The 4,703-nt window shown below is 68.3% G+C and carries 3 protein-coding genes; 1 reads left to right on the top strand and 2 read right to left on the bottom strand.

Annotated elements, in window-relative coordinates:
• Positions 1 to 590: GMC family oxidoreductase (locus tag A5787_RS22100; protein ID WP_231994113.1), on the top strand; the 590-nt coding region annotated here is incomplete at its 5' end.
• A gap of 10 nt (positions 591 to 600) precedes the next feature.
• Here the strand turns inward: A5787_RS22100 and A5787_RS22095 are convergent.
• Together A5787_RS22095 and A5787_RS22090 are read right to left on the bottom strand one after the other, a co-directional pair.
• On the bottom strand, positions 601 to 2,784 hold the full coding sequence (locus A5787_RS22095; RefSeq protein WP_066970996.1) for an acyltransferase family protein: 2,184 nt from the start codon (positions 2,782 to 2,784) through the stop codon (positions 601 to 603).
• A 92-nt stretch (positions 2,785 to 2,876) separates the two neighbouring features.
• Positions 2,877 to 4,487 carry an acyl carrier protein gene (locus A5787_RS22090; protein ID WP_082977382.1) on the bottom strand — a complete coding sequence of 537 codons (1,611 nt, stop codon included), beginning with the start codon at positions 4,485 to 4,487 and terminating at the stop codon, positions 2,877 to 2,879.
• Positions 4,488 to 4,703 lie beyond the last annotated feature (216 nt).

Raw genomic sequence — 4,703 nt, 5'->3', positions numbered from 1 at the left:
ACGACTTCTACTTCTGCGAGGGGCAGAAATACGGCACCCTGCAGTCCTTCGGCGAGATACCGCCCATGGAGTGGCTGGCCAACCGCCCAAGCTGGCGGGGTAAGGCGCTGCGCTTGACGAGCCCCGCCGGACGGCGGCTGTATCAGCGGTTCGTCACCGGCGGGCTGGTGCTGGCCGGGATCATGGAGGACCTGCCGTATCTGGACAACCGCGTCCTGCCTTCGGATAGGCCCGGCGTGGACGATCGCCAGCGCCTGCGACTTCAGTACCGGTTACACCCCAGCGAGGTCGAGCGCCGAGCGGCGTTCCTGCGGCAGCTCAAGGAGGTGTTGCAGCCCTTTCGCAATCTCACCCTGGGCAACGGCAAAGACAACACGAACCTGGGCCACGTCTGCGGCACCTGCCGCTTCGGTACCGATCCCAAAACCAGCGTGCTGGACCCGCAAAACCGGGCGCACGAAGTCGACAACCTCTACGTGGTGGACAGCTCGTTCTTCCCGTCCAGCGCCGGTTTGAACCCGAGTCTGACGGTCGCGGCCAACGCGTTGCGGGTGGCCGCGCACGTGAACCAGGCGCATTTCGCCACCTGACCCTCCGAGGTCAACCGCCGGCGAGCGCGCGGTCGGCCAGCGCCCCGATCGCCGGCGCCAACAGCCGGGAGTACTCCAACGTGATGTGGCGCCAGTCGCGGTAGACGAGGGTGTTGCCGACGATGACCGGGCAGCGGGCCTTCGTGCAGAACAGCTCGGTGAGGTCGGCGTATTGTCCGCCGCCGGCCCTGGTGGCGCCGGACTCGGCCGCGATGCCGGGTTGGTTGATCGCGGCCGACGCGGGCGGCGAGCAGGCCGTCGCGTCGTCGAGATGTCCGGACAGGCAGATCGGCACCTCAGACTGCGGATCCGGGATCGGCCCGAGCACGAGCACCTTGGTGCCGGTGCCGCGCAGCTGCTGCACGAGACGGGTCAGGCTGTCGAGCCAGGCCGGGCCGTATGCGTCGACGCCAAGCAGCCGTTCACCGTCGGCGGTGTAACCCCGCCACATGCTCAGCACCACCAGCCGCGGGTGCTCGGCACGTAACCGGGCGATGATCTGATCGCGCCATTGCTGGCAGTGTGAATATCGTTCCGCCAGGTGGTGGAGCGGGACGCTGCTGGGCAGGTCCATCAACGGACAGGCGCCCTTGGCCAGCGTCTCCAGCCGCCAGCGCCGCTGGCCCGCGATCTGCTGCAGCGCCGGGTTCCACATCGCGGCATTCGAGTCACCGGCGAGGGCGATTGTCGTCGTCGAGGCGGTATCGCCGGTTGCGCACTCAGGCTGTCCAACCTCGGCGATGTTGCGCAGGCAGCCGTTGAACAGTAAGTCTCCGGACGTCGCGAGCGGTGGGCTCAGGTTCGACGGGACGGATGTGAGGTCGGCCGATGCCGCGACCGCCGTCTGCACCTGCGCGAACACCTGCCGCACCGCCGCGTCGTAGGCATCGATGTTGGAGCCTGCCGGGACGGACGCCGCCGTGATGGTCAGCGTCGCCGCCGCCGGGCCGCGCCCGACCGGGGTCGGCACATGCTCCAGCAGCACGAGGCCCACGCATACCGCAACCGCGGTGGCCGCACCGCCCAACGTGAGGCTGGCCACGGCAGACCGGCGTATCGGAGGGGCGAATCGCAGCGGGTTCTCAATGAAACGAAGGGTGAGCACCGCCAACACACCGGAGAGCAGTGCGGCCGCCAACCTGGCGGCCAGCCCCAGCGAGTGGCCGAGCACTGCCGGCGCGAGCACCAGCACCGGCCAGTGCCACAGATACCACGAGTACGAAATCCGGCCGATCGCCCGCATCGGCGGCGCCCCCAGGACGCGGCCGCAGCCCTGGGACGCTGCAGCACAGCCGGCGCCGATCACCAGTGCGGCACCCAGCACGGGTAGCAGCGCGGCGATACCGGGATACGGTGTGCCCGGGCCCAACCAGATGCAGGCCACCAGGATCAGGGCCAGCCCGGCCCATCCGGTCGGCACGGCGGCTCGCGGCGCTAGTCGGCGCCATTGGTCGGCGGTGAGGGCGGCCATACCCCCGACCGCCAACTGCCAGGCCCGTGTCGGTAGCGAATAGAACGCCACGGAAGGCAACCAAAGGGTGTCCACCAGCGAGAGCGCGAACGACGCGACTGCGACCAGCGCGAGGACTATCAGGTACGGACGTTTCGAGGCGGTGGCACGGATCCTGGTGCGCCGACCTACCCGTCGGATGACCCAGGCCGTGCCGATGATCAACGCCGGCCACACCAGGTAGAACTGCTCCTCGACACCCAACGACCAATAGTGCTGGAACGGCGACGGCGGCAGGTGGCCGCCGAAGTAGTTGACGCTGCCATTGATGAACCAGTAGTTGCTGACGTACAGGGCGCTGGCGATGCCGTCCCGCAGGACGCTCCCGATCTGCAAGGGCGGCAGCAGGAGGAATGCCGCGATCGCGGTGATGACGCCGACCGTGGCCGATGCCGGCAGCAGTCGGCGGGCCCGCGCCCCGTAGAAGCCGCCCAGCCGGACCTTGCCGCTGGCGTTCGCCTCGCGCCAGAGCAGCCCCGTGATGAGGAAGCCCGAAATGACGAAGAACACGTCCACCCCGACAAACCCGCCACTGATACCTGGCATCCCAGCGTGGAACAGGACCACGGCCAGCACCGCGACGGCGCGCAAGCCCTCGATGTCGGGGCGAAATCGCGTTTGTTCGGGGGGCCGACTCTGCGCCTCTTCGGTCGGGCTGACGCTGTCGGACTGTTGAGAGGTCACCAAGCGAGGATTATCACACGCGTGTTCAACAGATTGCTAGGTTGGCGAAATCCGGCGTACCAGCCCCGGCAAAACCACGCGGCAAATCGACGCTAGCGATCGATCTCCGCCGTCAGATCGAATTCGGCGAGTGTCCGCGAAATGATCTCCCGCAGCTCGTCTTTCGTGTTTTCCCGGTCGAGGACATATGCGGAGATTCTGATGAAGATCTTCCCGTTGCCCCGCCCCGAGCCCACAAACAGTTGCCCACCTATGTGCTCGAGCGTGCTTATCTTGATATCGGGCTCGTAGGACCTCATGTACGCGTAGTCGGCATCGCTGCCGTCGGGCCGGTTCACCGCCGGGGGCAGGTCACCGAAATTCGACACGGTCACCGGAAGGCTGGCACCACCCGCCGCCATGCCGGCCAGCCTCCTGTTCAGCCGCTTCGGCACCATCGCCGCCAGTGGGAAGGTCGCCAAAAACTCTTCGTCGGGGTTCTCCATCCCCGCGAGGATTGCTTGCGTGATCTTGACGTGCGTGTCCCTGAGGTCCGTCGCCGCGTGTGTCGGGTCAACCGCGACGTCGACCACCGTGAGCGCATTGCCACGGGTGTCGTCTTCGGTCCGCAGCGACACGGGAAATCGGAGGGTGACCGTTCCGTCGTCGCGAACACGCCCCACCCGCACCGCGAGCCTGCACGCAACGCCGGCCACCAGCGAGTTGCTGCTTGCACCAAGGCTTTTCGCGCGGGCATCCCATTCCGCCGGGTCGATATATGCGGTCAGGGCAGGGACCTCTACCGCCCGATCGTCGCCGGCCGTCCGCGCGGAAGGCGGCGCCGCCTTGATCGATGAAGCGAATTGTTTGCGGTCGGGCCAGGCCCGTCGGGCCGCGGCAACCAGCGCGTGCCCGATGTCGGGCAGTTCTTTGACAGTTTGCCGGAAATCCGCACGCAAGGCGTGCCCGATGGTGCGCGATCCCGCGGGCGGATAGCCCAGATCGCGCGTCCTGCCCTCGGCCGCATCGGCGATGGCCTGGACCAAACCGATCCCGTCGACGATCGTGTGCGACACCACCAGACTCACCGCGGCCCCGCCGTCCTCGAGCGGCAGCACCCCGAGGTGCCAGCCGGGCCCCCACTCCGGATCAATGGGTCGGCGCACCCGCTCGTCGGCCCAGTCGCTCACGTCGACGCGCCGCCGCGGCGTTGCGGCGATATCGATCTCCTCTGGGGCCGGTGCCATGACCCAGTGATCACGCGCGAACGGTATCGGGGAACGTTCGACCCTGCGTCCGAGCAACCCGCGGCCAAGATTGCGGTGAAAACGCTGCAGCCCATCACCATTGACGCCGCGGTCATATACCCAAATAAACTGAACCTGCGTGCCGTGAACCGCGCGCATGGTGAGAAACACCGCCTGATCCACGTGCGCGAGCCTGTTGTCCACCGGCCCGCCGCTAGGCTTGCTGACCCCAGCCGCCGGGGCCCCGGGCGCGGCGCTGTCGGCCAGGAGGTCGGCCAGGTGGCTCGCGAGCTCGGCCGGGGTGGGGTGGTCGAAGGCCAGGGTTGCCGGCAGCGAAAGCCCGGTGCGCCGGTTGAGGGTGTTGCGTAGCTCCATTGCCGTCAGCGAATCGATGCCGAGATCCTTGAAGGGCCCGATGGGATCGAGCGCCGCCGGATCGGGATGGGCCAACACGGCGGCGGTCGTCGCGGTGACCATCGCGGTGAGGGTGTCAAGCCGTTGCTGGGGCGCCTGGATGGCCAGCGTGGCGGCCAGCGCGCCCGGGCTGGCTGCCGCCACATGTTCCCGGTCGGCCGGTGCGGCGAGCGGGCCGGGCCCGGCGGCGTGGTCGGCCGGGGTGGGGGCCAGCCAGTAGCGGCGGTGCTCGAAGGGGTAGGTGGGCAGGGCGACGGTGTGGGCGTGGGGGTAGAGGGC

This window comes from Mycobacterium sp. 852002-50816_SCH5313054-b (genome assembly GCF_001667185.1).
GTDB lineage: Bacteria > Actinomycetota > Actinomycetes > Mycobacteriales > Mycobacteriaceae > Mycobacterium.
This window is presented reverse-complemented; position numbering and strand designations above follow the sequence as displayed.